This is a genomic window from Mucilaginibacter sp. (genome assembly GCF_028288105.1).
Lineage (GTDB): Bacteria > Bacteroidota > Bacteroidia > Sphingobacteriales > Sphingobacteriaceae > Mucilaginibacter.
The window spans coordinates 1-25,415 of record NZ_JAQBOI010000272.1; the positions used below are offsets into that span (position 1 = coordinate 1).

The window sequence follows — 25,415 nt, forward strand, 5'->3', positions numbered from 1 at the left end:
GTGGCTTGCAGTTTGTTGCCGAAGAAAAGGAAGTGACCTTAGCCAGCGAGAAGCTATCGGGCCAAAGCTTTATTATATCGGGCGTTTTTGAGAAGTATTCACGCGATGAGTTGAAGGATCTTATTGAGCAAAACGGTGGTAAAATATTAAGTAGTATATCTGCCAAGTTAAGCTACCTGGTGGCCGGGGAGAATATGGGCCCCGCTAAACTGGAGAAAGCCAATAAATTAAACATACCCATAATCAGTGATGATGAATTGCTGGCAATGATAAGCTAAACATCAAATGAAACAAGTAGCTCAAAATCTGGCCTTCGTTGGCATTGTCTTTTGCTTAGTTATGGGTTGTAGGTTTAAAGATCCTTCAATTCCGGGGCATTCCAAGAAACCGATGTTGTCGTTTAAAAATGTAGAAGGCATTACCTACACAGAGGTTCGCCGCCAGCAAAAAGGATTGTCCTTCAACGAGTACGGTTATCATCTATTGCCGGAGTGGAAACTGCGTTTTGTATCAAGCGATTCTGTTGCGCTTTACAGTCCGGTGAAAAAACAGTTTTTAAATTTTCCGTTAAGCTGTGGCATCGATTCTATTTTTAATACAAACAGATCATTTTTACGGATGAAGCACATGAGCAAAGACAGCCTTATTTTCGAGCTTCTTGAGGCAAAGGATGATTCGTTAGATCTAAAAGGCACAAAGGTTTACATGTTGTTTTACGCTGATAATTACATCAAAAACGTATTGCACACTAACGCCGCTATCTTACAACACAGTAACCGAAAAGATAGCTTATTTATTAAGGGATTAGTAAAAAGGGCCGATTCATCTCTCATAAATGCCTTTGCAGCGCTAAACCCTGCTCAGCTAACAAGTACAAGATCGTCAATTACTGTAAAAAAGGAAAAGACGGTTGCTGACTTTCTTTTAAATAATTACAACACGTCTGATGATTATATGAGCCCTAAGTATCATATAACCATTAACAAAGCTTATAGCGATTTTAATTATTCGTTTTCGGCATATGTAGATAAGGAAGGCAAGTTGTTTTATAACACGCCTTTGATACCCTTTGGCGAAGGAGGATATAAACAGCAATATGTGCGTTTTTCTAAAGCTATAATGAACACCTATCTTAAATTGTACGTAAAAGTTAGACCGGGGCAAACGCTTGGCATGCCGCACACAAGTTTGATCAATTTATACGTGCATGGAAAAAAATCATAAACATTTCATTAAATGAGTACAATACAATGGGGTATAATAGGCTGCGGTAACGTAACCGAGAAAAAAAGCGGACAAGCCTATAATAAAATTGAAGATAGCAAATTGGCCGCCGTCATGCGCCGCGATGCCGAAAAAGCTGCCGATTATGCCCAACGCCATCATGTTGATAAATGGTACAGCGATGCCGAAGATTTGATGAACGACACGGCGGTTAATTCGGTATCAATAGCCACACCACCGGCTTCGCATTTAGAGTATGCATTGCGGGCTATAAAAAAGGGCCTGAATATTTATGTAGAAAAACCTGTTACCCGTAACGCACAGGAAGCCCAGGCAATGGCCGATGCTGTTAGGGAAAGCGGGGCAAAGCTAACGGTCGCACATTATCGCAGGGCATTACCTATGTTTTTGCATGTGAAGAGCTTAATTGATAGCAATGCCATCGGCGATATCCGTACGGTGCAAATAAGAATGTGGAAATATCAAAACCCCAATCCGCAAGCTGATATAGATAACTGGCGCCTGCAGCCGGAGTTCTCAGGTGGTGGTTATTTCCATGATCTGGCACCCCATCAGCTGGACCTGATGCTGTACTATTTTGGTGAGCCTGCACATTCTACAGGATACAGCTTAAACCAGGGCGAGTTTAGTCCGGCAGATGATCATGTTTGCGGGCAAATTGTATTTAAAAACAAGGTGGTAGTAAACGGCTCGTGGTGTTTTAACGTAGCCCCGAGCGAGGCAGTAGATAGCTGCGAGGTCATAGGTACAAAAGGGAAAATAACCTTCCCTTTCTTTGGTACGTTTGTTACTTGCAAGAACGAAGAAGGCGAGGAAACAGTAAACTTTACCCACCCGGAGCATATTCAGCAACCTATGATAACTAAAATAGTATCTTATTTTAAAGACGAAGGCCCAAACCCTTGTACTATTGACGAGGCGGTGATTTTAATGAAAGTAATGGATTCGTTCACAATCTCTCAAAAAATAGAATTATCTTAGCGTCAGTTTATTAGAATGAAAAAGATTTTTAGGACTGTTTTATTATTAACATTATTCATAAGTGTAAAAGCATCAGCCCAAACTTATGAAGTGCCTAAAGATTACCATTTTAAAAAACATGAAGATTACATTAAATACGAGCCGGATATTATAAAAACTGCCGACTGGATGATGAGGACCCATTGGGGTACCGAACCTTTCAAAACAGAAGCAGCAACCCAGTTTCTTTTGATATGGGCGCAAGGCACTCCTGACGTGCTTATAGAGTTAAAACAAGCCATTATGGACCTTTCTGATACAAACCCGCAATTAGGGTTCATTTATATGGCACAATATTCTAAATACGCCATTCAGCATAAAGAAGATTTTGATAGCACGAAGGCCAATATAATAGCCCTTAAGGCTGTAATTGCCAAATACAATATGGAGCCTACCCATAAGCGGGATAATGATGTTGAAAAACTTGCCGAACTGGATAAGGACGGCAAATTGGAGTACTGGATAACTAACGACTTTAATTTTTAAATAAAACAATGAATCCCCGACACTATCGGGGATTTATTGTTAAAAGCATAATTAGTCTTTTTTCTTCTTTGGTACTTTTGCGCCCTCTTTGCGGGCTTCAGATAAACCTATTGCAACAGCCTGTTTTTTGCTGGTAACTTTTTTACCACTGCCGCTTTTTAATTTGCCCTCCTTCATTTCGTGCATGGTCTTTTCAACCTTGTCACCTGCTTTTTCTGAATATTTTGCCATGGTAGTATATATTTACAACCTACTTATAGCAAACTATTTGCCAAACTATAATGTCACACAAAGGCGTAATATTACAAATGGTAGAAATATCGTAAAACCTAAAATTTATTGCACATTTACAGTGCATTTAAAAACATATAAAACAGCTATATGTTCAGCAAATAAAAATAATACAGGTATGCCCATAAAGAAACTTATAGCCCCTTTTTACGAACGATTAGCCCTTATCCTTATAGGTTTTTGTGTGCTGGGTTACCTGGTGGTAATGGCAAAAGAGCTGATAGATCCTATGATATTTGGTTTCTTGTTTGCGGTATTGCTGTTACCCGTTTCAAATTTTATTGAAAAAAAATGCCGTTTGCCTCGTAGTGCATCGTCATTTATATCTATACTGCTATTGGTTGGATTTGTAGGCAGTATAATGTACCTGATAGGGGCACAAATATCAAACATTGCCAGCGACTGGCCTATGCTTCAAAGCCAGTTAAAAGACTCTATCGCTAACCTTCAGGGTTGGGTGCAAACTGCGTTTCATATTAATGCACACAAACAAATGAGCTATGTAAACAGTACTGCTGATAGAATAATGGCATCGGGCACCGCTGTGTTGGGTACAACTTTCGGTGCGGTGTCATCATTGCTATTGTTTTATGTTTTCATTCTGATATTTACCTTTTTCATACTTTTTTACAGGCGGTTACTATTCCGTTTTATTACCTGGGTTTTTAGCGATGAAAATAAAACAGTTGTAGTTGATATTGTAGAAAACGTACAGAAAATACTGCGCCAGTATATATTAGGCTTACTGATAGAAATGGTAATTGTATCTGGTATGGCTATTACAATTTTTTATATCATTGGCATAAAATACGCCGCCCTGCTGGGGATAATTATTGGTGTATTTAACATTATACCCTACATAGGTATTTTTACAGCATTGCTGCTAAGTACCATAGTTACGTTTGCAACAGGCACGCTTAGCCAAACCGTTACCGTGGCCATAAGCGTGATAGGTGTGCATGCTATCGACGCTAATTTTTTACTGCCTGCAGTAGTGGGTTCAAAGGTGCGATTAAATGCACTGATATCTTTTATAGGCATTATCATAGGCGAAATGATATGGGGTTTATCGGGTATGTTCTTGTCTATCCCTATCATAGCCATCTTTAAAATCATATTCGACCGGATAGAAAGCCTTAAACCATGGGGATACCTGCTTGGCGGCGATTACGAGTTCAAAGAGTCGGCACAAAAGAAAATGAAGACCGAATAAGTTACTTTATCAGCTGGTAAATGCGAATGTAAAGCGTGATGGCATAAACAAGCAGCACCACTGTATTGATGACCAATAACCAGTTAAGATCAGTCTTTTTGAATTTTTGGATAGAGCAGATAATCAGCAACGCTATAAATCCCAGTATCAATATAATAGGGAATGCCAGTGTCCAAACGTGCTTAGGCGCCAGGTAAAGTTGCTGCAGTTTAGAGGTATCGCCCTGCAGAAAAGGTACAAGCGCTATCAGCAGTAAAATAAAAAATAAACGGGTTACAATTTTAGCGGCTATTTGGCTGGTTTTCATTGACGGCCAAATTAGTAAATTTGGCGTAATGTATAATCACCAGAAACTATCGCTGCTTGTTTTTTTACTATTGCCTGTATTAGTATTTTCGCAGGTTAGGCCTTCAGCATCATTTCGTATAGTGCCTTTGGGGGTATTGGGCGGTGCCGATGAAAGTAATTTGTCTGCCTATATGCTGGCGCCGAAGGGATCGAATAATTATATCTGTTTAGATGCCGGCACAATCCATTCCGGTATTGAAAAGGCGGTGGCTAATAAAGCTTTTTCCATCTCGGCAGAGCAAGTGCTTAAGCAATATATTAAAGGTTACTTCATCTCTCATGCCCACCTCGACCATGTGGCCGGGCTTATAATGAACTCGCCGGAGGACAGTACCAAAAACATTTACGGATTAAAAAACACACTGGAGGCCATCAAAACGCATTATTTTACCTGGGAAAGCTGGGCCAATTTCGCCGATGATGGCGGCGCGCCTCAACTAAAAAAATATCATTACAAACCCCTGGAACCCGGAACTGAAACAGCTATCGAAAACACCGATATGCAGGTACAGGTGTTCCCGCTAAGCCATTCTAACTTAACCAGCACTGCTTTTTTGGTAAGAAGTAAGGGGAACTATGTTTTATACTTGGGCGATACCGGTGCCGATGAGATCGAAAAGAGCCAGAACCTTCATAACCTATGGGCGGCTGTTGCCCCGTTGGTAAAAGCAGATAAGCTAAAGGCTATAATGATAGAAGTATCCTTCCCAAACGAGCAGCCGGATAAGAGCTTATTTGGCCACCTTACCCCGCGTTTGCTGATGAATGAAATGAGAGAGCTAAGCAAGCTTAGCAGCACGACTTTAAAACGCCTAAATATGGTTATAATTCACCTAAAACCGCCCCATAAAAGCATCATTAAGATCAAGGAAGAGCTTAAGGCAGGCAACAGACTACAACTCAATTTAATATACCTGCAACAAGGCCAGGCATTAGAATTTTAAGTCTATTTATCGTCTAATAGATCGATGCAATTTTTTGACAGCTCTTTTAAACGGGTATTTAATGTGGCCGCACCTTGTGCATCATTTGTATTTTTATAAAGCAGGTTGATAAGCGCTAATGTATCGTCATTTGGGTCGCAGGCCTGGGCTTTTTCTAAATGGGACAGGGCCTTTTTTGCTGCCGCGATGTATAATGCCGTTAAACGCTTATTCTCATTAATATCACTTTTAGCGGCATTAAGCTTATCGCTTATTTCGTTTACCTGTTTCATGTACAGGTAACCCAACGCACGTTGTACCACATAGTAATTGGGCACGGCGGCGGCAACTTTCTCGTAATATTCTATTGCCTTTACCGATTGGCTATCATTCTCAAACAAATTACCTATAGAGTAGTAGAAGCTGATACGGGCGTTCTGCTTTAGTTTATCCACGTTGGGTATCAAATTCTGGCCGAGTGTTAAGGCCTTATCCGTTTCGCCCTGCAAGCGCGCCAGGTTAAAGTCGAGGTATTGGTTATATACCTCGTCGGCAGTTTGCGCCTGTGTGGTTACAGCGGCAAAAGTAATGGATAATAAAAAAAGCGCTTTTTTTAACATAGAACGAATATCGAACATTGTGAGCAGATGATAAAGTAATTTGTTGTTTGACAAGCCCGCCCGCTTTTAGTTTAACGCTTTCCATTTTTGATATGCTTTGCGCATACAATGCCCGCAGGGGCGGTAACCGCAGCTGATAGCCTCCTGTTCATTAGTAAAGAATACCCGGTTATCCGCTTTCATCCGTTTGCCCGATGAGCAATTGAACGTACCATAGATCTTCAGTTTGCGGTTACCAGCATAGGTAACCTTACCCGCATCTATCAGTAACTTTAAGGCCCTGCCGCGGCTAAATGGCGTATTACCTAAAACCTGATGCCGTATCACGTGGCATCATGAAAAATAATCCCCAAGGTATGCCGCTCGCCGTTGGTTATTTCGCTTACGCCGTGCTTCATATTAACACGGTAATACCCTTTGCTGCCCATTACCGGCCTAAAGTTGGTAGTGAACAACAGCATATCGCCTTTGCGCGGATTCAAAACAATCGGTTTCGATTGCATCCTGGGCCTTTGCTCTACCAGTACAAACTCGCCGCCTTCATAATCCTTACCCGGCTGGTTAAGGCATACTACCAGTTGCATAGGGAAATAAACTTCGCCGTACAGGTCCTGGTGCATGGCGTTGTAACCACCTTTGTTGTACTTTAATATTAAAGGTGTTGGCCGCAGTTGGTTATGTTGATGGCAAAGTTCTGTTAACTCGTTCAAACTACCCGGGAACTGCTTGTCAATATTCAACACCTCCATCCATTTATTGGCGATGGGGGCTATGTTTGGATATACCGATTCGCGCAGCGCCTGCACCACGCCGGGTAACGGGTAACTGTAATATTTGTACTGCCCCAGGCCATAACCGTGGTGTTCCATCACAATGGTTTTGCGGTAAATATCAGCTGGGTATTGGCTAACCAGGGCATCGCACTCATCCGCAGATAAAATGTTAGAGATCTGGGCGTAACCTTTGGCGTGCATGCTTTCGGTTACATCAGCCCAATTCACTTCGTTAATTCTTTGTTGCAGATCCATTTTAGATAGCCGTTTTTAAGTTTACCCTTGCCGCTTCCCAGCCTATCATAGCGGTTTTGCGGTTGCTTCCCCAGTGGTACTGGCCAAATTCGCCGGTAGATTTAATTACCCTGTGGCATGGTATCAAAAACGCGACCGGGTTGGCACCAATTGCACTACCTACTGCCCGACTGGCAGTTGGCATTTTAACAGTATTTGCTATAGTAGAATAGGTGTTCAATCCTCCCATAGGTATTTTCAACAAGGCTTCCCAAACTTTCAACTGAAAATCGGTACCCTTTAAATGGAGCTTAATGTTTGATAGCTGTGTCCAGTCTTTTTTGAAAATGAACAAAGCATTTTGCTGCGCCAGATCTACCACCTGATAGTAGCTCGCGTTGGGGAATTGCGCATATAACTCATTAAATGCTTCATCTTTATCATCGGCAAAAGCCATATAACAAATACCCTTTGGGGTTGATGCCACTATGATATTGCCAAATGGTGTTTCGGCATAGCTAAAGTTGATAGATAAGGCCTTGCCGCCATTTTTGTATTCGGCAGGGGTCATGCCCTCTATGTTGATGAATAAATCGTGCAGGCGGCCGGTGCCTGATAGTCCGGTTTCAAAAGCGGCATCAAACAAGGTGACCTGTTGTTCTTTCAAAATGCCTTTAGCATATTCCAAACTCAGGTATTGCAGGAATTTCTTGGGACTGATGCCGGCCCAATCTGTAAACATACGCTGGAAATGGAAAGGGCTAAGGTTTACTTTTTCGGCAACCTCATCAAGGTTGGGTTGGGCTTTAAAATTCAGTTTTATGTAGTCTATTGCTTCGGCAATACGCTCATAGTTGATGATGTTTTGTGTTTCCATGATTGAATTATTATAACACAAATGTAGCCCCGTACTAAAGCCTATAAAACCCGAAAGTTGCGGAGTTTGAACGGCTCAGCTAATAAACTATGTCATTTCGAACGAGCGAGGGCAGACTGAGCGAAGTGCGAGGAGAAATCTTACCGAACCTGCAAAGCCTGAATGCAAAGTGTAAAAGATTTCTCCTCGTACCTCGTTCGAAATGATATTCCTGTTCCCCCTTCAGGGGGTTAGGGGGCTATCACTTCAACTCATTCAATACCCTAAACATCTTTTCCCTTATGCCACTACCCGGGCCGTAATAGTTATTCACCATTATGGAGAAGCAAAGCTGGCGGCCGTCATGCGTTTGAAAACCGGCATAGGCTTGCACGCTGTTAATGCTGCCGCTCTTCATTTTCATATCATTATAAACGGGCAGGCTCTCATAAAAATCATTAAACCAAGCCTCTTTACGGGCCGATTGCAATATCCGGGCCATGGTAGAGGTGGTTATCCTGTTCTCGGGTGATAGGCCGCTGCCATCAAAGGTGTTCATGGAGCGTTTATCAATACCTTTTAGCTCCCAAAAATCCTTTATAGCCGTTATGCCATCGTTTGTTGAGGCAGGTTTACCTGCTTTAACCGCTATGGTTGCCAGCAATTGCTCGGCATACAGGTTAACGCTTTTTTGATTGAGCCAGTATACTATTTTGCTTAATTCGGGCGATAGGATAGTGGTGATGTTTTTAGTGGCGGTTGGTATAGACAGTCCTTTATCCGCCAGTATGAACGATGATTGCGGCTCGTTGCTTACAGCAATGCCAATATGTTTAAGGGTATCGGTTAAGCGCAGGGCGGCATCATAAGCAGGGTCAGGGATGGCGGCGGAGATACGTTTCTTGATTTGATCGATAGCGTAGGTGCCGCGCAGGTACATAATTTTGCTGCCAAAAGCCGGCAGGTAGGGATATGCCAGGTCGCCGGTTTTAGCAGCGCCTGTAGTTAGTTCACTTTTATATTGCAGGTAATTGGTTTCGGGAACGGTACCCAATACACTTATAGGGCCGCCTATACTGCCGGTCCGCAAAGTGATATCAAACTGGTTTTCGCGCCAGCAAAGCCCGGCTATACCGGCACCGTAATAAGTGCCCAGGTCTTGCCAGATCCAGCCATCGGGAATAGACTGGTTTTTGAAAATACCGTTATCGCCAATAACACGACCGTTTATTTTTTTGATGCCTGCCTTTTTCAAAGCGGTAACCATTGTATTTAATACAACACCTTCTTTGGTTGATGCCCATCGCCAGCTGCCCAGGGTGGGGTCGCCGCCGCCCTTAATAATAAGATCGCCGTTAAGGGCGCCATCTGCAGTAATATTCCCGGTGTAGCCCAACTGGGTTTGATATTGAAAATCTTTACCCAAAACATTAAAAGCGGTTATACTGGTAACCGTTTTTAATGTAGAACCCGGTGCCAAACCCATATCGGGGTTGGCGGCAAATACCTGTTCGCCGGTTTTGGCATCCAGTACCGTTAAGGATACTGAAGCATAACGGCACTGGCTATCCTGCTGTAAACGGGTAAATGCTTTTTGTATATTTTGCTGCAGTGTTTGTGCACCTGCAATATTGGCTATAAATAAAAAACTAACTAAGTACTTCAGGTTTATCCTCATGCTTAACGTTGCGTTGTGATATATAATAAAGTGGTATCCCAATTAAAACGATAACTAAGCCGTAAATAGGATACTGCCATTTATAAATACATAATAATATACAAAACGCTGTGCCCATTATAATATATATAGCGGGTAATATAGGGTAACCAATTGCTTTGTATGGTCTTTCTACATCAGGGCGTTTAACGCGCAGGATAAAGATACCGGCAATGGTTAGCATGTAAAATATTACTACCACAAATGATATCATATCTAACAGATCGCCGTAACGGCCGCTTAAGCATAATAATGATGCCACGATAGCCTGGATCCACAGACCAAACTGCGGTACGCCAAATTTATTTAAGGTGCCGGTTTTCTTGAAGAAAACGCCATCCTTAGCCATGGTATAATAAACCCTTGCACCAGAAAGTATCAGGCCGTTATTACAGCCAAAGGTTGATATCATGATCATTACGGCGATGATATAAGTACCCACGTTGCCAAAAATAACGTGCGATGCAGCTACTGCCACACGGTCTTTATCGGCAATGGTAATATCATGCAGCGAAAGTACGCCGGTGTAAACCACGTTGGCCAGTACATAAATAATGGTTACGATGATGGTACCAAACATCATGCTTAATGCCACATCGCGTTTGGGGTTCTTCATTTCGCCCGCTACAAAGGTTACGCTGTTCCAGGCATCACTGCTAAAAATAGAACCAACCATTGCTGCTGCTATGGCGCCTAAAGCTGTACCTGTTGTTAAAGCCGTTACGCTGCCATCTTTATTCAAATTGTGAAGGTCCCAGGCGTTTGTCCAGTTGGCGCTCCATATATCACCTTTAAAAGCTAAAAAGCCAAAACCTATCAATCCAAAAAGACTGATCAGTTTGGTCATGGTGAAGGTGGTTTGGATCAGCTTACCGCCCTTTACGCCCCTTGTATTGATGAAGGTAAGCAATACGATAAGTACAATAGAGACTAATTGTGCCGCGCTTATTTTAATTGAGCCGGATTGAAAAAGTATGTTATCCTCACTTACAGCCGGGATTAAATAGGCCGTAAACTTGGAGAAAGCCACACCTACGGCAGCAATTGTACCGGTTTGGATCACCGCGAAAAAGCTCCATCCGTATAAAAAGGCTATTAGTTTGTTGTAAGATTCTTTCAGGTAAACATATTGGCCGCCTGCTTTTGGAAACATGGCGCTTAATTCGCCATAACTAAGGGCGGCGGTAAGCGTCATAAAACCGGTAATTAACCAAACGGCAATTAACCAACCGGCCGAGCCTACATTACGGGTGATATCGGCACTTACAATAAAAATACCCGAGCCTATCATAGAGCCCGATACCAGCATTGTGCCGTCCAGCAGGCTTAATTCGTGCTTTAACTTGGGTTGAGTAGTATCTTTTAACATTAGGGAAAAAGTTTAGACTACTAAACTATTCAAAAACTTTAAAATGACAGGCTATTGTAAAGAAATTAATTTATATTTTGCGGCTACCAAATTATAAACACGCTTTAAGCGAACTAAAAACGCACACTTAATAACACTAATTATAGAATATGGATTTTTTGAACACTTACTTAATTTATTTAATTCCCGTTTTCGGCCTCATAGGTATAATCGTAATGGCGATTAAATCTGCATGGGTAACCAAGCAGGAAACAGGCGATGCCTCAATGAACCAGCTTGCCGGTTATATTGCTGATGGAGCTATGGCCTTTTTACGCGCAGAATGGAAAGTATTAGGCTACTTTGTAGTTGTTGCGGGTATGTTGCTTGCCTGGAGCGGTACTACGGTAGCTACATCAAGCCCGGTTATTGCCATATCATTTGTTATAGGCGCTTTTTTATCGGCTTTTGCCGGTTTTATAGGGATGCGTATCGCGACTAAATCAAACGTACGTACCACACAGGCTGCTAAAACAAGCCTGGCTAAAGCTTTAAAGGTATCGTTTACAGGCGGTACTGTTATGGGTTTAGGTGTTGCCGGTTTAGCTATCATTGGTTTAGGTTCGTTATTCATCGTGTTTTACACCATATATGTAAAAAACGTTACAGGTGCTACTGTGAACGGTGAACATATGGCTAAAGCGCTTGATGTATTAGCAGGCTTTTCGTTAGGTGCCGAGTCTATCGCGTTATTCGCCCGTGTTGGCGGTGGTATCTACACAAAAGCTGCCGACGTAGGTGCGGATCTTGTTGGTAAGGTTGAGGCAGGTATCCCCGAGGATGACGTGCGTAACCCTGCTACTATTGCAGATAATGTTGGTGATAACGTAGGTGACGTTGCCGGGATGGGTGCCGATTTATTTGGTTCGTACGTAGCAACCATGTTAGCTACTATGGTGTTGGGCCGCGAAATTGTATCTCATGATAATTTTGGTGGTATTGCCCCAATTTTATTACCAATGGTGATAGCAGGTTTGGGCTTAATATTCTCTATAGTTGGCGCATCGTTAGTTAAAATTTCTAAAGAAACCGATAGCGTACAAAAAGCATTGAACATAGGTAACTGGGCTTCTATATTATTAACAGCAATTGCTACATATTTTTTAGTGCAGTGGATGTTACCAAACGATAGTTTCCACATGCTGCGCGACGAGGATGCATCGGGCGCTGTAAAAGCGGGTTCGCTGGTATTTACAAAGGCGGGCGTATTTGGTTCTATCCTGGTAGGTTTAGTGGTAGGCACATTAATGTCTATCATTACTGAATACTACACTGCTATGGGTAAACGCCCGGTAATGAGCATTATCAGGCAGTCGTCAACCGGCCATGCTACAAATATTATTGCCGGTTTAGCTATCGGTATGGAATCAACCGTGTTGCCTATCCTTGTATTGGCAGCCGGTATTTATGGTTCATACTTCTTTGCAGGTTTATACGGTGTGGCTATCGCGGCCGCGGGTATGATGGCAACAACAGCTATGCAATTAGCTATCGACGCTTTCGGCCCAATTGCTGATAACGCCGGTGGTATTGCCGAAATGAGCCGCTTACCAGAAGAAGTACGTCACCGTACAGATAACCTGGATGCTGTAGGTAACACTACCGCTGCAACAGGTAAGGGTTTTGCTATCGCGTCTGCAGCGTTAACCTCACTGGCCTTATTCGCGGCTTTTGTGGGTGTTGCAGGTATCGAGCATATTGATATTTACAAAGCCAATGTATTGGCAGGTTTATTTGTGGGTGGGATGATACCTTTCATCTTCTCGGCATTGTGTATTTCGGCAGTAGGCCGTGCAGCAATGGCGATGGTAGAAGAAGTTCGCCGCCAGTTCCGCGAGATACCGGGTATTATGGAGTACAAGGCACGCCCTGAATATGAAAAATGCGTGGAGATCTCCACCAAGGCTTCTATCCGTGAGATGGTTGCACCGGGATTGATCGCTTTAATTACACCTATTATCATCGGTTTTGCATTCGGCCCCGAAGTATTGGGTGGCTTGCTGGCAGGTGTTACTGTATCAGGTGTGTTGATGGGGCTCTTCCAGAGTAACGCAGGCGGTGCATGGGACAATGCTAAAAAATCATTCGAGAAAGGTGTGGAGATAAACGGCGAGATCTATTACAAAAAATCTGAACCGCATAAAGCATCAGTAACAGGTGATACCGTAGGGGATCCGTTTAAAGATACTTCAGGCCCGTCAATGAATATTTTGATCAAGCTGATGTCTATTGTATCGTTAGTTATTGCACCTCACTTAAACAGTGTAGATAACAACAGCAAGTTCATCCAAAAACAGGAGAAAGTACAATCAATGAGTGTGCACACTATTCATGTAGATAAAAAGATCTAAGGATCTTGAATTATAGGAAAGCCCCGATTACTTGATCGGGGCTTTTTTGTGGATAAGAATTAATAATTTTGTGTTTACATCCATTGATCATGAACACAAACTTAATTGAAAGGTCAATTGAAATAAACGCCTCGCCGGATAAAGTTTGGCGTGTGTTTACCGATGCTGCAATTACCCGGCAAATGGGTGGTGAATATGTATCTGATTGGAAAGTTGGAAGTCCGTTTGGTTGGAAAGGCGTAAATGGCAGGCAGTATACATATGGCGAGATAATGGAAATAGAAGCAGGAAAACTTTTAAAACATAAGCTCTTTAACAGGCAGGATAAATCTTTGATAGCATCTGAGATCACTTACAAGTTTGAGGAGAATAATGGAATAACTACTTTGTTTGCACGGGAAGAGCTATCTCAAAGCATTGATGAAGAAGATTACAAAGAAGCCGTGCAAGGATGGGATACCGCATTGTACGCGGTAAAACAACTGGCCGAAGGTATATAATGGTTAAGAAGATCATCCTATATATCCTTTGCCTGTATGATATCTACCTCTACCTGCCGGACGTTTTCGACCTGTTTAAAATGGATATAGAGCCACCCACTACAGATTACCTGCTTTATTTTGATGCGGCGATGTTATTGATAGGGGGAATAGTAATTGGAGCTATGTTGATGAAAGCAGGAGGTAAATTCAACAAGTATTTAGGCGTACTGATGATTGTGTTGAATGTTGTACTTACACCGCTGTTTATATTAAAAGCATTACCGTGATATGAAAAAACTAATACTATTAACAACGTTAATTATCGGCACTCTTTTAGGATGTTCTGATAATCCTAAGACAGCCGTTGAAAAAAAGGCCAGCACTTTAAAAAAAGCAGCTGTGTTAGAACCGGCCGATTTCGATTCCTTTTTTAAGAAATTTAAAAGTGATTCGGTTTATCAGAAAGAACATATAAATTTCCCCATTAAAATAACTGTAACGGAAGATGAGAGGGATTCAGTCACTTATATCAAGAAAAATAAATGGCATTATGTAAGGCTTACAAATAACAAAGAGGATATTTATAAAAAAGCACAATCAAATAAAAATAGTGTTACAATTGAGTATACGGTTGAGGATACCGGGATTTTAATGAGTTTTGATTTCACGTATGGGAGCGGCAAGTGGCGACTAACCTCTGCTACAGACTCATCAGACTAATTCGGAAGTTTGTTAAAGCAACGATCTCAATTACTTCTTCTTCTCATGCACAATAACAAAAATGTCTTCGTTATCTTTTTTCATGAGGTATTTTTCGCGGGCAAATTTTTCGAGTTTAGCCTTGTCTGAGGTAAGTTCGTCCAGATCTTTAGTTACTTTGGCAGTTTCGGTTTGGTAGAAAACCTGTTCTTCCTTTAATTTATTCAGCTGCTGGTGATATTCATATTGCGAAAACAGATCGTTCTTATCAAAAAATATCATCCATATCACAAAAGCCAGCGTAACCAGGAAGAATTTATTCTTGATAAGGTCAATAAGGCGTTTCATTTGTGTGGGTTGTATTTTCACTTTAAAGCTATTTATTTTCTTTGATGAGTGCAAATATCATTATTAACATGTTAACATCAAATTTTCGCGGGGTACAAAAGGCGTAAACAAAAAGAGGTCAGCCTTTTAAATTAAGCTGACCTCTTTGTTATGTTGTGTATTGATTACCTTCTGCCCGATGACCTGCTTGCACCACTCATGCCGCTGGCACCGCCACGGCTGTTGCTTGCGCCGCCGCTACCACGGTGACCTGCCGGCCGGCCGCCTGCACCAGGCCTTTTATTACCGCCACCATGCCTGCCACCGGCAGAACCTGCACTTTTAGGCGTGCCGTTTTTGGCTTTACTCATCATTTTAGCCGTCATGTTCTCATAGCTTAACGGGTAAGGATGGCCCTGTTCAACAGGGATCTCTTTAGCTATCAGCTTATGAATATCCTTTAGGTAATCTATTTCTTCCTCGCCATCGCAAAAAGAGAAAGCTATACCACTTGCACCTGCACGGCCGGTACGGCCAATACGGTGAACGTAAGTTTCCGGTACGTTTGGCAATTCGTAATTTATAACGTGCGTAAGCTCGTCAATATCAATACCACGCGCGGCAATATCGGTAGCAATAAGTACACGTGTAGTACGGTTCTTAAAGTTAGTTAACGCACGCTGACGCGCATTTTGCGATTTGTTACCGTGTATAGCTTCGGCTGTTATGCCAACGCGGATAAGGTCTTTAACCACCTTATCTGCACCGTGTTTGGTACGGGTAAATACCAACGCGGTTTTAATTTCTTTATCTTTTAATATATGGCTTAGCAATAATCTTTTATCGCCTTTATCCACGTAAAATAACGATTGCTGTATAGTATCGGCAGTTGACGATACCGGTGCAACCTCAACCTTTGCAGGCTTCTGCAATATAGAATCTGCCAGGTGCTGTATCTCGTTAGGCATGGTAGCGCTAAAGAAAAGCGTTTGCCTGTTGGCAGGTACTTTAGCAATTATCTTTTTAACATCGTTTACAAAACCCATATCCAGCATACGGTCGGCTTCGTCCAGTATCAGCATTTTTATCTGATCGATGTGTACGTAGCGCTGGTTCATCAGGTCTAATAAACGGCCCGGGGTAGCTATCAGGATATCAACACCACGGCGCAAAGCATCAACCTGTGGGTTTTGCGATACACCACCAAAAATAACCAGGTTTTTTAGGCCTGTGTGTTTGCCATAAGCCGTAAAGCTTTCGCTAATCTGGATGGCTAATTCGCGGGTTGGGGTTAATATAAGGGCCTTTATCTGTTTTTGCTCTTTGTGTTTTTGCTTATCTAAAAACAATAATTGCAAAATAGGGATAGCAAAAGCAGCCGTTTTACCGGTACCGGTTTGGGCGCAGCCAAGCAGGTCGCGGTGTTGTAATATATAAGGGATTGCTTGTTCTTGTATTGGGGTGGGTATTGTATAACCCTCTGTTTTTAAAGCCTTTAAAATAGGCTCAATTAAATTTAAGTTTTCGAATGACATGTATTGTTTGTAATGTATATGTGCTAACGCGAAGCATTAAGCGGATCTGAAGAGTGTCTAATGATCAAAACCGTAAATCAACGGGTAATTATCCGCAAAGATACGTTTTTTATATGCAAGTAGTACAAAGGGGCGTAATGTGATGAAATAGTGACATGTTGGTGAGTAGGGAGTGGTTAAGTAGTGAGTGGTTGGATCGGCCAAGCAATATGCGAGAACCATTCACCAATTAACTCAATCAACCATATACCAACTATGGCGTTGCCTTCGGCCGGGCTTTCCGCTCATACTGCACAGGCCTTAACCACAAGGCCGGTATCCGCTTCAATCTAACGCAGGGGCGGCGTGGCGGGAGACGCAAAGTATCGTGTCTCTACATTATCATATCCGTAGAGACGCGATACTTCGCGTCTTTGACAACATACCAGCGGCGCTCCTTCCCGCGCGTCATTGCTTCGTACCTCGCAATGACGGGTTGGGAAGCATGGTGTAGAAGATTTCTCCTCGTACCTCGTTCGAAATGACACGAGTGTTATTCAGAAGTGCTTTCCTCAATCACTTCCGGCTTGACTTCATTCCTATTCAACCAACTATCCAGCAATATTAACCCAAGGCCTATCATAATAGAAACATCGGCAGCATTAAATACACCTGTTTGCAGCGCTCCGAATTTGATATGCATAAAATCCGTAACCGAACCATACACTATCCGGTCGTAAAGGTTGCCTATACCGCCACCAATACAGAAGATAATACCCGTCACCATAAGGGTGTTCAGATTCTTTTTAATGATAATATAAGCTAACGCACCTAACAAGGCCAGTATAGGCAGTAACGTTAATAATATAAAGCGGAACGGTTGAACAAGTTTAGCACCAAGACTTAAAAACGCACCGGTGTTTTCAACTCTTAAAAGGGTAACATGATCATTAAAAAAGCTGTAGTGGTCATAATAATTTATATGCGCGCGCATCATTGATTTGGTAGCCTGGTCGCAGCCTATGTTTAAAGCAAGTATAAATAATATGATTATTACGCGTAATGTGCCGTTCAATTTCATTAGGGCTAATGTATAAAAGAGATTGTGAAAATTGCGATGCAATCGCAAATCCATTTTAAACACTCGTTGCAGACGAGCGCAAGTATTTTAATCTTTATCTAAACAAAAAGCCTTTCAAGCTAAACTTGAAAGGCTTTTAATTATCTGCACATTTAATATTTATTTCTTCATCAACCTAATAAAATCATCAAACAAATAGCGGCTGTCGTGCGGGCCGGGAGATGACTCGGGGTGATATTGTACCGAGAATGCTTTTTTACCCTTCATGCGTATACCCTCTATCGATTGATCGTTAAGGTTTACGTGGGTAATTTCTACTTTATCAGATGCTCTTACAGCATCTTGCACCACACCAAAACCATGGTTTTGCGATGTTACTTCGCAATGGTTAATGATAACGTTCTTAACCGGGTGGTTTAGTCCGCGGTGGCCGTTAAACATTTTTTCGGTAGGGATATCATTAGCCAAAGCCAGCAGCTGGTGGCCAAGGCAAATACCAAACATGGGTTTATCCGAGTTTAAAATACTTTTAACCGTATCAATAGCGTAAGGCATTGCAGATGGATCGCCGGGGCCATTTGATATAAAATATCCCGAAGGAGAAAAATCCTTTTCCATTTCTTCGAAAGTGGTTTTAGCCGGGTAAACTTTGGCATAAACGTCCCTGTCGTCAAAATTGCGCAGTATGTTTTTCTTAACACCAAGGTCAAGTACAGCTACACGGTAAGTAGCATCTTCGTTACCAAAAGTGTAAGTTTCTTTGGTTGATACCTGCGATGAAAGCTCCAGCCCATCCATTGATGGCACCTGATCAAGCTTGGCTTTTAGTTCGGCAATGTCGGTTATTTCTGATGAGATAATAGCGTTCATGGCGCCTTTATCGCGTATGTGGCGAACCAGCTGGCGGGTATCAATATCAGATATACCTACTATGTTTTGCTCCTGAAAGTAATCCTGTATAGATTCGTTGGCCTGTTTGCGGCTGTAAGCAATGTTGTAATTTTTACAAACCAAACCGGCAATCTGGATCTGTCCCGATTCAACTTCATCAGTATTGATACCGTAGTTGCCAATATGCGCATTGGTGGCCACCATAATCTGACCATAGTAAGATGGGTCGGTAAATATTTCCTGGTAGCCGGTCATGCCGGTATTAAAGCAAATTTCGCCTGTAGTGGTGCCTATTTTGCCCGCGGCTTTGCCGTAAAATACGGTTCCGTCGGCTAATAATAAAACAGCAGGCAATTTGGTGAAATGATTCATTTAGCAAAAAAATTGAAAGGGTTATAAATTCGGATATTCTGGCACGAAGCTCCGTGAAAACAAACCGGATGGCTGAAGTAAAATACCTCTTTATTCACGGCGCAAAGGTATAAAAAAAATTACGATTTTAGTTTTACGATTTTAGTTTTTTAGAATATTGCCAGGAATTGACGCATTAACTTATTATCTAATTGACGGTTGAGCGGTAAATCTAAAATCGTAAAACTAAAATCCGAAATACAAAAACTACCTTTGCCATATAAAACTAATAAGACACCATGTCGGTAAACAAGGAAGTTAAACGCATTACCACGCATATTCTGCAGGAAATGAAGAACCGTGGCGAAAAAATAGCCATGCTTACAGCCTACGATTTTTCGATGGCCACTATTGTAGATAATGCCGGTACGGATATTATCCTGGTAGGTGATTCGGCCTCCAACGTAATGGCCGGGCACGAAACCACGCTGCCGATAACCTTAGATCAGATGATCTACCATGCATCATCAGTAGTACGTGCAGCAAAACGCGCACTGGTAATTGTCGACCTGCCTTTTGGTTCATACCAGGGTAATTCAAAAGAGGCCTTAGCTTCGGCCATCCGCATCATGAAAGAGGCTGGCGCGCACGGTGTTAAATTAGAGGGTGGTGTAGAAATTGCAGAATCGGTAAGCAGGATCTTAACCGCAGGCATACCTGTAATGGGCCACCTGGGTTTAACCCCGCAATCCATATATAAATTTGGCACCTATACGGTTAGGGCTAAAGAGGAAGCCGAAGCCGAAAAGCTAAAAGAAGATGCTTTAAAGCTACAGGAACTGGGTTGCTTTGCCATAGTGCTGGAAAAAATACCTGCCAAATTAGCTACAGAAGTAAGCAAATCAATACATATCCCAACAATAGGTATAGGCGCCGGTCAGCATTGCGATGGACAAGTTTTGGTGATACACGATATGTTGGGTATTAACAAAGGCTTTAAACCCCGCTTTTTACGCCAATATGCTAACCTGTTTGATGTAATGAACGACGCTATCACCAACTATGTTGGCGATGTAAAAGCAAAAACCTTCCCCAACGAGAAGGAAGAATATTAACCGCTATGCGGGTTCATGGTTCATAGTTGATGGTGAATAGTTTTAAGCCGCAATTATACCATGAACTATGAACCATGAACCATGAACTAACAAATGGCGCGACCAGAGTTTAATTATATAAGTAAAGATATTACCGACGCTGATATACTGTACGAAGACAATCACCTTATAGCGGTGAACAAGCGTGCAGGGGATATTGTGCAGGTAGATGATACCGGCGATGAATCGTTGGATGAGAAGGTTAAAAAGTATATAGCCCAAAAATACAGCAAGCCAAATGGCGCGTTCCTGGGGGTTGTACACCGTTTGGATAGGCCCGTTAGCGGTGTTATCCTGTTTGCAAAAACCAGCAAGGCTTTAGAGCGCATTAACAAAATGTTTAAAGGCCGCGAAATGCATAAAACCTATTATGCCATTGTGCGCCAGCGCCCACAGCCGGAAGCAGGTAACCTGGTGCATTACCTGATAAAAAATCCGCAGAAAAACGTTACCAAAGCCCATGATAAAGAAGTACAAGGGAGCCAACGGTCCGAGCTTAACTACAAACTGGTAGGGGAGCGGGATGGTTATTATGTAATAGAGGTGGACCCAATAACAGGCCGCCCGCATCAGATAAGGGTACAGCTATCTACCTTAGGTTCCCCAATAGTTGGCGATAATAAATACGGTTATCCACGCGGTAGCCTGCGCAAAAGTATTTGCCTGCATGCCCGCCGACTGCAATTTATCCACCCCGTAAAAAACGAACCTATACTAATTGTAGCACCGCTACCAAAAGATGGTTTCTGGGAAAAGTTTGAAGGGTTGATAGAATAGTTTTTATAATGGCGTTGCCTGCGGCCCGGGCTTTTCGCTCATACGCGCACAGGCCTTAGTCACAGGCCGGTATCCGCTTCAATCACTAACGCAGGGGCAGCGTGGTGGGAGACGCGAAGTATCACGTCTCTACATTATCATATCCCGTAGAGACGCGATACTTCGCGTCTTTGACAAGATACCAGCAGCCAGCATTACTCCTTCCCGCGGCGGGGAACTGATTGTTACAACGCTTTCACTTTCTCCCAGGCCTTTTCATCAACCCAAACCCCTTCTTTTAAACTTTGCTCCCTTGTGCGCAGCATATTTTCACCGGGATAGAGAATCTCGTTATCGCTTTCGCCGTTCCCGGTTTTGGTGTAACTAATTATCTCATCAATCAAGGCGGCGTTTTTATCATTATCTGTTTTTATACAAATAAAAACCTGCGATACTCCGGTTTCTTTCCTGCCCGATTGTGTAATTACCGAAGTAGAATCGCCACCACTCAGCAAAGTGGCCAACAGATCCAATACCAATGATAACCCCGAACCTTTCCAAAACCCTATGGGCAGTGCGCGTTTGGTTGCCAGTATCGCGGCAGCATCAGTGCTTAAATTGCCCTCCTTGTCATACCCACCGGGTACAGGCAGCTCTTTATGCTGCGCCTCGTACTGCCAAAGCTTACCGAACGAATATTGGGAGATAGCCATATCTAATACCACATTCCCACCCTGTCGGGGCACGGCAATAATAAGCGGATTGTTTCCTAAACGCGGTTCGGTGCCGCCCCATGGGGGCAGGTTGGCAATAGTATTGGTAAAGCAGATACCTATATAACCCGCTTCGGCAGCCTGCAGGCCGTAGGTGCCGCCACGCATCCAGTGGTTTGTGTTTTTTATGGCAACACAGCCAATGCCGTTATCATTTGCAAGGTTAATGGCCCTATCCATGCAAAACTGAGCATTCAGCATACCGGGGGCAAGGTTGCCATCCCATTGTTCTATCGCCCCAAAGGCATTTACCTTAGCAGGTTGGGCATCAGGATACACCAGGCCCTCCTTTATATATTCTACAAATGTAGGGAAACGATTTAAGCCATGGCTGTATACGCCATCGCGACTGTTATCGGCAAAAATAGTTGCGCAGGCATCGGCAATGCTATCTTTTATATCAAGACTGGTAAGCACCCGTTTAAATTCGGCTTTAAGCTGCTGGTAAGGTATACGCATAGCACAAATATAGCGGCTTAAGCGGTGCTTATAAATATATAGCCCCGAAAATATTTAACGATATAAACAGTTATAATAAAGCAGTTTTGAAATTGCTTAACTAAACTATCTTTGTAACTTAATGAAGAACAAAAAAGTATTTTTTTTACTGACCGGTTTACTGGGTTTAAGCCTTTTTATCAACTCGTGTAAAAAAGATAAACAAACCAGCGTGCCAAGTTTATTTACCACAGGCGTGTGGCAATTAGGTTCGATAATGCAATATCATTATCTTGGAGATTCGCAATTGTCGGTTGATACGATAAGATGCGATACCACGCAAATTTTTACCTTTAATACTGACATGACCTGTACTTATTCAAATTTTGATTGTAAGGACGGCACCGTAGCAGGTAAATGGTCATTATCAGATACCCAGCTTTATTTATTTGCAGATATAACCTACCCGGCAGGTACCACGGCAGGCACCACCCAGCCGTTTATTAACGCGCATCTCATAAACCTTGGGGAGTTTTCTATGGTATTCGAAACAGGCGATATTCAACCTTTTTACAATGCTAATGATGAAAGAACAATAAGAAGATATGGGTTTACAAGGATAAAGCCGGTAGTTACTAAATAATAGGATAAAAATTTATATTTTGCATAACAAAAGCTACCAACTATTTTGAAAAAGAGAATTGCCATTTTTGCTTCGGGTTCTGGGTCAAACGCTCAAAAAATAATGGAGCATTTTAAGCGTAATGCCGATGCCGAAGTTGTATTGATACTTACCAATAACCCACAGGCCTACGTTTTGCAGCGTGCCGATAATTTTGAGATCCCGTCGCACGTATTTACCCGCCACGAGTTTTATGATACCGATGATGTAATAAGCCTGTTGAAAAACCTGCAGGTGGATATTATAGTACTTGCAGGCTTTTTATGGCTGGTACCACCAAGCCTGTTAAATGCGTTCCCCAACAAGATCATAAACCTGCACCCCGCGTTATTGCCAAAATTTGGCGGAAAGGGTATGTATGGTGATAACGTTCACAAAGCCATATTGGAAGCAGGTGAAGAGGAATCGGGCATTACCATACACTTCGTTAACACCCAGTTTGATGAAGGCGAGATTATCCACCAGTCGCGCTTTAAAATTGAGCCGGGCGATAACCTGGAGATGGTGAAATTTAAAGGCCAGCAATTAGAACACCAGCATTTCCCGAAGGTGATAGAGAACCTTTTGAAAAAAATGCGTTCGTAGTTTTATAGTTCAGACGCGCTGATATTTTGCTGCCATCTCTTTCTTAAAGTATAATACAGATCATCAAAGCCGTATTTTAAAGAAGTTGCTGTTATGCTAATGGGCGATCCATACATTTTATGGTTTATAGCCGCCGCTTTTTTGGCTATAAAATTGGTTTGCCGATTAATATAATCATCCGGGTTGTTAACCTCTATCATGATTAGTTTCTGCCTGCTAACTTCAATGGTGCTGATATTGCTTATATCCCCCCAGGGGATAAAGCCGGCCGATACTCCGCTGGAATTATCATGGATACCTTTGTTGTCTATTATTATTCCTGCTTTTGTGTCAAAAAGCTTTCTGAAAATAAATATCGCGCAAATGCCAAAAAAAATTACTGCCGCGTAGCCAATAGTAATAATCAGTACCACGCCTTTTCTAAAAGTTTCCGGTTCTTTTATAAACCACAAACCCAATATTACAAACAGCAACGCGCCTGCAAATAACAGCATAAGTTTGCCTTTGCTCAGCGGTATTTTTAAAGTTTCATTGGTATTAACGTATTCAGCCATAATATCTGCTGTTATATTTTAATATAACAATGCAAGTCATTAAAAATAATGCAATTAATCTACATTAACTAATCTCAAATTCATACCTTTGCGGCTCAAAAATTCCCTGTTGTAATGAGTCATTCTGTTCAAATAAAAAACGCACTTATTTCTGTTTATTACAAAGATAACCTTGAGCCTATAATTCATGAGTTGAACCGACTTGGTGTAAAGATCTATTCTACCGGTGGTACCGAAACTTTTATACGCGACCTGGGTGTTGATGTTATTGCCGTTGAGGACCTTACATCATACCCATCTATATTGGGCGGCCGTGTAAAAACCCTGCACCCAAAGGTGTTTGGCGGTATTTTGGCCCGAAGAAGTTTTGACAGCGATGAGCAGCAGTTAGCTCAGTACGAAATACCCGAAATTGACCTGGTAATTGTTGACCTTTATCCCTTCGAGGAAACAGTTAACTCTGGTGCCGGACAAGAAGATATCATCGAGAAGATTGACATTGGCGGTATCTCACTTATCCGCGCAGCGGCTAAAAACTTTAAGGATGTGGTTATCGTGGCATCTAAAAACGATTATACCGAACTTGAAGAAATATTAAAGGCGCAGGAAGGCGCAACTACTATTGACCAGCGCCGCCGGTTCGCTCAAAAAGCATTCAATATATCATCAAACTACGATACCCATATTTTCCAATACTTTGACCAAAGCGAGCCGATGCCTGTTTTTAAACAAAGCATCCAAACAAGCCAGGTTTTACGTTACGGCGAAAACCCACATCAGAAAGGGATTTTCTACGGTAACCTTGATGCCATGTTTAACAAGCTGAACGGTAAAGAGCTATCATACAACAACCTGGTTGATGTTGACGCCGCGGTAGCTTTAATTGATGAATTTACCGAGCCTACCATCGCTATTTTAAAACATACCAACGCTTGCGGTATTGCAAGCAGGTCGTTCATTAAAGAGGCCTGGATAGATGCTTTGGCTTGCGACCCGGTTTCTGCTTTTGGTGGTGTTATTATCGCTAATGATGAAATTGATGCAGCTACCGCTACAGAAATTGATAAGATATTTTACGAAGTACTGATCGCACCCGCTTTTACAGATGAGGCGATCAAAATATTATCGGCTAAAAAGAACCGTATAGTGCTTATCCGCCAGCCGGTTGAGCTGCCAGTTAAGCAGTTTAAAACCTTGCTGAACGGTGTTATTGAGCAAGATAAAGATTTGACCGTTGAAGGCCCGGCACAAATGAATTCGGTTACAGATAAAAAAGCAACCGAGCACGAACTGAGAGACCTGTACTTTGCTAACAAAGTGGTTAAGCATACAAAATCAAACACTATTGTTTTTGCTAAAAACAACCAGTTAATGGCAAGTGGCGTTGGCCAAACTTCAAGGGTTGATTCTTTGAAACAGGCTATTATTAAAGCAAACAGCTTTGGTTTTGATCTGAAGGGCGCGGTTATGGCATCAGATGCTTTCTTCCCCTTCCCTGATTGTGTAGAGATAGCTGCAGATGCAGGTATTACAGCAGTTTTACAACCAGGCGGGTCAATAAAAGACCAGGATTCTATTAATATGTGTAATCAAAAAGGCATTGCCATGGTTACTACAGGTGTGCGTCACTTTAAACACTAATT

General features: G+C 42.3%; 29 protein-coding genes. 15 read left to right on the forward strand and 14 right to left on the reverse strand.

Annotated features, from left to right (window positions below; all coding sequences use genetic code 11):
- The 4 genes from JWQ85_RS18205 to JWQ85_RS18220 form a co-directional block, all read left to right on the forward strand.
- On the forward strand, positions 1 to 278 hold a 278-nt coding region (locus tag JWQ85_RS18205; RefSeq protein ID WP_367186247.1), incomplete at its 5' end, for a BRCT domain-containing protein.
- A 112-nt stretch (positions 279 to 390) separates the two neighbouring features.
- The gene (locus JWQ85_RS18210) at positions 391 to 1,224 is read left to right on the forward strand and encodes a hypothetical protein (RefSeq protein WP_299470460.1); all 834 of its coding nucleotides are present in this window, start codon (positions 391 to 393) and stop codon (positions 1,222 to 1,224) included.
- Positions 1,225 to 1,236: 12 nt separating this feature from the next.
- On the forward strand, positions 1,237 to 2,226 hold the full coding sequence (locus tag JWQ85_RS18215) for a Gfo/Idh/MocA family oxidoreductase (protein ID WP_299470461.1): 990 nt from the start codon (positions 1,237 to 1,239) through the stop codon (positions 2,224 to 2,226).
- Positions 2,227 to 2,241: 15 nt separating this feature from the next.
- Entirely contained in the window at positions 2,242 to 2,751 is a 510-nt protein-coding gene (locus JWQ85_RS18220) for a hypothetical protein (protein ID WP_299470462.1), read from the forward strand.
- A 51-nt stretch (positions 2,752 to 2,802) separates the two neighbouring features.
- Here JWQ85_RS18220 and JWQ85_RS18225 read toward each other — a convergent pair whose 3' ends face one another.
- Positions 2,803 to 2,982, reverse strand: coding sequence for a DUF6496 domain-containing protein (locus tag JWQ85_RS18225; RefSeq protein ID WP_256538692.1), 180 nt, complete (start codon positions 2,980 to 2,982; stop codon positions 2,803 to 2,805).
- A 178-nt stretch (positions 2,983 to 3,160) separates the two neighbouring features.
- On the opposite strand from JWQ85_RS18225, the gene JWQ85_RS18230 reads away from it, so the two are divergent.
- Positions 3,161 to 4,255, forward strand: a complete 1,095-nt coding sequence (locus JWQ85_RS18230) for an AI-2E family transporter (RefSeq protein WP_299470465.1) — start codon at positions 3,161 to 3,163, stop codon at positions 4,253 to 4,255.
- Position 4,256: 1 nt separating this feature from the next.
- Here JWQ85_RS18230 and JWQ85_RS18235 read toward each other — a convergent pair whose 3' ends face one another.
- Complete coding sequence (locus JWQ85_RS18235) at positions 4,257 to 4,562, reverse strand: hypothetical protein (protein ID WP_299470467.1); 306 nt, start codon at positions 4,560 to 4,562, stop codon at positions 4,257 to 4,259.
- A 28-nt stretch (positions 4,563 to 4,590) separates the two neighbouring features.
- Here JWQ85_RS18235 and JWQ85_RS18240 point away from each other — a divergent pair, with 28 nt between their 5' ends.
- Positions 4,591 to 5,547 carry a 3',5'-cyclic-nucleotide phosphodiesterase gene (locus JWQ85_RS18240; RefSeq protein WP_299470469.1) on the forward strand — a complete coding sequence of 319 codons (957 nt, stop codon included), beginning with the start codon at positions 4,591 to 4,593 and terminating at the stop codon, positions 5,545 to 5,547.
- A gap of 2 nt (positions 5,548 to 5,549) precedes the next feature.
- Here the strand turns inward: JWQ85_RS18240 and JWQ85_RS18245 are convergent, their stop codons facing one another.
- The 6 genes from JWQ85_RS18245 to JWQ85_RS18270 form a co-directional block, all read right to left on the reverse strand.
- Complete coding sequence (locus JWQ85_RS18245; RefSeq protein ID WP_299470471.1) at positions 5,550 to 6,164, reverse strand: hypothetical protein; 615 nt, start codon at positions 6,162 to 6,164, stop codon at positions 5,550 to 5,552.
- A 48-nt stretch (positions 6,165 to 6,212) separates the two neighbouring features.
- On the reverse strand, positions 6,213 to 6,473 hold the full coding sequence (locus JWQ85_RS18250; protein WP_299470473.1) for an Ada metal-binding domain-containing protein: 261 nt from the start codon (positions 6,471 to 6,473) through the stop codon (positions 6,213 to 6,215).
- Positions 6,470 to 7,174: a 2OG-Fe(II) oxygenase gene (locus tag JWQ85_RS18255; protein ID WP_299470475.1), complete on the reverse strand. Its 705-nt coding sequence runs from the start codon at positions 7,172 to 7,174 to the stop codon at positions 6,470 to 6,472. Before JWQ85_RS18255 ends, JWQ85_RS18250 begins: the two co-directional genes overlap by 4 nt.
- Position 7,175: 1 nt before the next feature.
- Positions 7,176 to 8,030 (reverse strand): methylated-DNA--[protein]-cysteine S-methyltransferase, encoded by an 855-nt coding sequence (locus tag JWQ85_RS18260; protein WP_299470477.1) that lies wholly within the window; start codon positions 8,028 to 8,030, stop codon positions 7,176 to 7,178.
- 241 nt (positions 8,031 to 8,271) lie between these two features.
- The gene (gene dacB / locus JWQ85_RS18265; RefSeq protein WP_299470479.1) at positions 8,272 to 9,687 is read right to left on the reverse strand and encodes a D-alanyl-D-alanine carboxypeptidase/D-alanyl-D-alanine-endopeptidase; all 1,416 of its coding nucleotides are present in this window, start codon (positions 9,685 to 9,687) and stop codon (positions 8,272 to 8,274) included.
- On the reverse strand, positions 9,659 to 11,095 hold the full coding sequence (locus JWQ85_RS18270) for an APC family permease (protein WP_299470481.1): 1,437 nt from the start codon (positions 11,093 to 11,095) through the stop codon (positions 9,659 to 9,661). Before JWQ85_RS18270 ends, dacB begins: the two co-directional genes overlap by 29 nt.
- A 149-nt stretch (positions 11,096 to 11,244) precedes the next feature.
- Here JWQ85_RS18270 and JWQ85_RS18275 point away from each other — a divergent pair, with 149 nt between their 5' ends.
- The 4 genes from JWQ85_RS18275 to JWQ85_RS18290 all read left to right on the forward strand — a co-directional run bounded on the left by JWQ85_RS18275 (position 11,245) and on the right by JWQ85_RS18290 (position 14,687).
- Complete coding sequence (locus JWQ85_RS18275; protein ID WP_299470483.1) at positions 11,245 to 13,485, forward strand: sodium-translocating pyrophosphatase; 2,241 nt, start codon at positions 11,245 to 11,247, stop codon at positions 13,483 to 13,485.
- An 89-nt stretch (positions 13,486 to 13,574) separates the two neighbouring features.
- The gene (locus JWQ85_RS18280) at positions 13,575 to 13,985 is read left to right on the forward strand and encodes an SRPBCC domain-containing protein (RefSeq protein WP_299470485.1); all 411 of its coding nucleotides are present in this window, start codon (positions 13,575 to 13,577) and stop codon (positions 13,983 to 13,985) included.
- The gene (locus JWQ85_RS18285; RefSeq protein ID WP_299470487.1) at positions 13,985 to 14,254 is read left to right on the forward strand and encodes a hypothetical protein; all 270 of its coding nucleotides are present in this window, start codon (positions 13,985 to 13,987) and stop codon (positions 14,252 to 14,254) included. The genes JWQ85_RS18280 and JWQ85_RS18285 overlap by 1 nt, the downstream gene beginning before the upstream one ends.
- Position 14,255: 1 nt before the next feature.
- Complete coding sequence (locus JWQ85_RS18290; protein WP_299470489.1) at positions 14,256 to 14,687, forward strand: DUF4348 domain-containing protein; 432 nt, start codon at positions 14,256 to 14,258, stop codon at positions 14,685 to 14,687.
- A gap of 30 nt (positions 14,688 to 14,717) precedes the next feature.
- On the opposite strand, the gene JWQ85_RS18295 is transcribed toward JWQ85_RS18290, so the two are convergent.
- From JWQ85_RS18295 to carA, 4 genes are all read right to left on the reverse strand, one after another.
- On the reverse strand, positions 14,718 to 15,014 hold the full coding sequence (locus tag JWQ85_RS18295; protein WP_299470491.1) for a septum formation initiator family protein: 297 nt from the start codon (positions 15,012 to 15,014) through the stop codon (positions 14,718 to 14,720).
- Positions 15,015 to 15,178: 164 nt separating this feature from the next.
- Positions 15,179 to 16,528 carry a DEAD/DEAH box helicase gene (locus tag JWQ85_RS18300; RefSeq protein WP_299470493.1) on the reverse strand — a complete coding sequence of 450 codons (1,350 nt, stop codon included), beginning with the start codon at positions 16,526 to 16,528 and terminating at the stop codon, positions 15,179 to 15,181.
- A 532-nt stretch (positions 16,529 to 17,060) separates the two neighbouring features.
- Positions 17,061 to 17,588, reverse strand: coding sequence for a signal peptidase II (gene lspA / locus JWQ85_RS18305; protein WP_299470495.1), 528 nt, complete (start codon positions 17,586 to 17,588; stop codon positions 17,061 to 17,063).
- A 159-nt stretch (positions 17,589 to 17,747) separates the two neighbouring features.
- Positions 17,748 to 18,851, reverse strand: coding sequence for a glutamine-hydrolyzing carbamoyl-phosphate synthase small subunit (gene carA / locus JWQ85_RS18310; protein WP_299470497.1), 1,104 nt, complete (start codon positions 18,849 to 18,851; stop codon positions 17,748 to 17,750).
- A gap of 278 nt (positions 18,852 to 19,129) precedes the next feature.
- On the opposite strand from carA, the gene panB reads away from it, so the two are divergent.
- Together panB and JWQ85_RS18320 are read left to right on the forward strand one after the other, a co-directional pair.
- A complete protein-coding gene (panB, locus tag JWQ85_RS18315; protein WP_299470499.1) occupies positions 19,130 to 19,945 on the forward strand; it encodes a 3-methyl-2-oxobutanoate hydroxymethyltransferase in 816 nt (271 codons plus the stop codon).
- A 93-nt stretch (positions 19,946 to 20,038) separates the two neighbouring features.
- Positions 20,039 to 20,761, forward strand: a complete 723-nt coding sequence (locus tag JWQ85_RS18320) for an RluA family pseudouridine synthase (RefSeq protein ID WP_299470501.1) — start codon at positions 20,039 to 20,041, stop codon at positions 20,759 to 20,761.
- A gap of 224 nt (positions 20,762 to 20,985) precedes the next feature.
- Here the strand turns inward: JWQ85_RS18320 and yiaK are convergent, their stop codons facing one another.
- The gene (gene yiaK / locus JWQ85_RS18325) at positions 20,986 to 21,972 is read right to left on the reverse strand and encodes a 3-dehydro-L-gulonate 2-dehydrogenase (protein WP_299470502.1); all 987 of its coding nucleotides are present in this window, start codon (positions 21,970 to 21,972) and stop codon (positions 20,986 to 20,988) included.
- Between the two features lie 121 nt (positions 21,973 to 22,093).
- Here yiaK and JWQ85_RS18330 point away from each other — a divergent pair, with 121 nt between their 5' ends.
- Entirely contained in the window at positions 22,094 to 22,594 is a 501-nt protein-coding gene (locus tag JWQ85_RS18330) for a hypothetical protein (protein ID WP_299470504.1), read from the forward strand.
- A 45-nt stretch (positions 22,595 to 22,639) separates the two neighbouring features.
- Positions 22,640 to 23,218, forward strand: a complete 579-nt coding sequence (gene purN, locus JWQ85_RS18335; RefSeq protein ID WP_299470506.1) for a phosphoribosylglycinamide formyltransferase — start codon at positions 22,640 to 22,642, stop codon at positions 23,216 to 23,218.
- A 2-nt stretch (positions 23,219 to 23,220) separates the two neighbouring features.
- Here purN and JWQ85_RS18340 read toward each other — a convergent pair whose 3' ends face one another.
- Positions 23,221 to 23,772, reverse strand: a complete 552-nt coding sequence (locus JWQ85_RS18340) for an STM3941 family protein (protein ID WP_299470508.1) — start codon at positions 23,770 to 23,772, stop codon at positions 23,221 to 23,223.
- A 114-nt stretch (positions 23,773 to 23,886) separates the two neighbouring features.
- On the opposite strand from JWQ85_RS18340, the gene purH reads away from it, so the two are divergent.
- The gene (gene purH, locus JWQ85_RS18345; RefSeq protein ID WP_299470510.1) at positions 23,887 to 25,413 is read left to right on the forward strand and encodes a bifunctional phosphoribosylaminoimidazolecarboxamide formyltransferase/IMP cyclohydrolase; all 1,527 of its coding nucleotides are present in this window, start codon (positions 23,887 to 23,889) and stop codon (positions 25,411 to 25,413) included.
- The last annotated feature ends 2 nt before the right edge of the window (positions 25,414 to 25,415 follow it).

Bases quoted from the DNA above. Each gene is read 5' to 3' on its own strand.
- JWQ85_RS18210 (WP_299470460.1), top strand. From the start codon at position 391: ATGTTGTCGTTTAAAAATGTAGAAGGCATTACCTACACAGAGGTTCGC.
- JWQ85_RS18215 (WP_299470461.1), top strand. From the start codon at position 1,237: ATGAGTACAATACAATGGGGTATAATAGGCTGCGGTAACGTAACCGAG.
- JWQ85_RS18220 (WP_299470462.1), top strand. From the start codon at position 2,242: ATGAAAAAGATTTTTAGGACTGTTTTATTATTAACATTATTCATAAGT.
- JWQ85_RS18225 (WP_256538692.1), bottom strand. From the start codon at position 2,982: ATGGCAAAATATTCAGAAAAAGCAGGTGACAAGGTTGAAAAGACCATG.
- JWQ85_RS18230 (WP_299470465.1), top strand. From the start codon at position 3,161: ATGCCCATAAAGAAACTTATAGCCCCTTTTTACGAACGATTAGCCCTT.
- JWQ85_RS18235 (WP_299470467.1), bottom strand. From the start codon at position 4,562: ATGAAAACCAGCCAAATAGCCGCTAAAATTGTAACCCGTTTATTTTTT.
- JWQ85_RS18240 (WP_299470469.1), top strand. From the start codon at position 4,591: ATGTATAATCACCAGAAACTATCGCTGCTTGTTTTTTTACTATTGCCT.
- JWQ85_RS18245 (WP_299470471.1), bottom strand. From the start codon at position 6,164: ATGTTCGATATTCGTTCTATGTTAAAAAAAGCGCTTTTTTTATTATCC.
- JWQ85_RS18255 (WP_299470475.1), bottom strand. From the start codon at position 7,174: ATGGATCTGCAACAAAGAATTAACGAAGTGAATTGGGCTGATGTAACC.
- JWQ85_RS18260 (WP_299470477.1), bottom strand. From the start codon at position 8,030: ATGGAAACACAAAACATCATCAACTATGAGCGTATTGCCGAAGCAATA.
- dacB (WP_299470479.1), bottom strand. From the start codon at position 9,687: ATGAGGATAAACCTGAAGTACTTAGTTAGTTTTTTATTTATAGCCAAT.
- JWQ85_RS18270 (WP_299470481.1), bottom strand. From the start codon at position 11,095: ATGTTAAAAGATACTACTCAACCCAAGTTAAAGCACGAATTAAGCCTG.
- JWQ85_RS18275 (WP_299470483.1), top strand. From the start codon at position 11,245: ATGGATTTTTTGAACACTTACTTAATTTATTTAATTCCCGTTTTCGGC.
- JWQ85_RS18280 (WP_299470485.1), top strand. From the start codon at position 13,575: ATGAACACAAACTTAATTGAAAGGTCAATTGAAATAAACGCCTCGCCG.
- JWQ85_RS18285 (WP_299470487.1), top strand. From the start codon at position 13,985: ATGGTTAAGAAGATCATCCTATATATCCTTTGCCTGTATGATATCTAC.
- JWQ85_RS18290 (WP_299470489.1), top strand. From the start codon at position 14,256: ATGAAAAAACTAATACTATTAACAACGTTAATTATCGGCACTCTTTTA.
- JWQ85_RS18295 (WP_299470491.1), bottom strand. From the start codon at position 15,014: ATGAAACGCCTTATTGACCTTATCAAGAATAAATTCTTCCTGGTTACG.
- JWQ85_RS18300 (WP_299470493.1), bottom strand. From the start codon at position 16,528: ATGTCATTCGAAAACTTAAATTTAATTGAGCCTATTTTAAAGGCTTTA.
- lspA (WP_299470495.1), bottom strand. From the start codon at position 17,588: ATGAAATTGAACGGCACATTACGCGTAATAATCATATTATTTATACTT.
- carA (WP_299470497.1), bottom strand. From the start codon at position 18,851: ATGAATCATTTCACCAAATTGCCTGCTGTTTTATTATTAGCCGACGGA.
- panB (WP_299470499.1), top strand. From the start codon at position 19,130: ATGTCGGTAAACAAGGAAGTTAAACGCATTACCACGCATATTCTGCAG.
- JWQ85_RS18320 (WP_299470501.1), top strand. From the start codon at position 20,039: ATGGCGCGACCAGAGTTTAATTATATAAGTAAAGATATTACCGACGCT.
- yiaK (WP_299470502.1), bottom strand. From the start codon at position 21,972: ATGCGTATACCTTACCAGCAGCTTAAAGCCGAATTTAAACGGGTGCTT.
- JWQ85_RS18330 (WP_299470504.1), top strand. From the start codon at position 22,094: ATGAAGAACAAAAAAGTATTTTTTTTACTGACCGGTTTACTGGGTTTA.
- JWQ85_RS18340 (WP_299470508.1), bottom strand. From the start codon at position 23,772: ATGGCTGAATACGTTAATACCAATGAAACTTTAAAAATACCGCTGAGC.
- purH (WP_299470510.1), top strand. From the start codon at position 23,887: ATGAGTCATTCTGTTCAAATAAAAAACGCACTTATTTCTGTTTATTAC.